General features: G+C 30.1%; 1 protein-coding gene. It reads right to left on the bottom strand.

Annotated features, from left to right (window positions below):
* Positions 1-227 (bottom strand): TGS domain-containing protein (locus tag OU788_RS12495; protein ID WP_274635465.1); only part of this gene is annotated, 227 nt, incomplete at its 3' end.
* Between the last annotated feature and the right edge of the window lie 535 nt (positions 228-762).

Here is a 762-nt window from a genome sequence, read left to right as displayed (position 1 = left end):
GCAGAAGAATGCCAAAAAGCTTTCTTTCCTGCCGTATCATTAAAGGTATATAATACTAACGAGCCGTCTGTGGTAAGTGGGGTGGTAGTTTCAATAGTTTTCCCTTCAAAACTTGCAGAAATAACATTTCTAGCTAAACCTTCACTAATACTTTTCGCAACATCCATTGGAGTGCTGTTCTTTTCAAATTCTTTGACGCTCCCGTCAGGCAATGTAATCTTAATCATTATATATATGTGTTATATGTAATTTCCTTACAAGTGGAAATTTTGAATTGCAAAGATATTGTAAAAGCATTTTTCATACAATATATATATAAGGTATTTCAAAATAGATTTTGTTTCGAGATATTATGCTTAATAATGACTATTTGTAAGGGTTAGAAGTGTTTTAAATACTAGGCTTCGTTAGTGTTTCATGTCTTTTTAAGGATAAGATGTTTCTAAAATTCGTAGAGAGGTTCTCTGTTTTAGAAGATAAATGATAGTAGCTTAATAATACAATTTGAAAAACTTTCTTATGTAAAACATTAAGGTTTAAAGTATTAAAAAAAGGTTTAGAAAAAAGGTGAAAAAAGTGCTTGTTATAAGGAAAAAGGTATCTATATTTGCACCCGCAAACGGAAAAGCGGTAAGCTAAGAAGTTAGTAAGAGTTCATTAAAATAGGGTGTAGGATACGTAAAGAAAAGGTTAAAAAATAGTTTAAATTTTTCTTGTTTTATTAAAGTTAAACGTAGTATCTTTGCAGTCCGATTTTAACGG

It is taken from the genome of Tenacibaculum sp. L6 (assembly GCF_028823685.1).
In the GTDB taxonomy this organism is placed as follows: Bacteria; Bacteroidota; Bacteroidia; order Flavobacteriales; family Flavobacteriaceae; genus Polaribacter.
The sequence above is the reverse complement of the archived record's forward strand: the minus strand, read 5'-3'. Positions and strand labels throughout refer to the sequence as shown.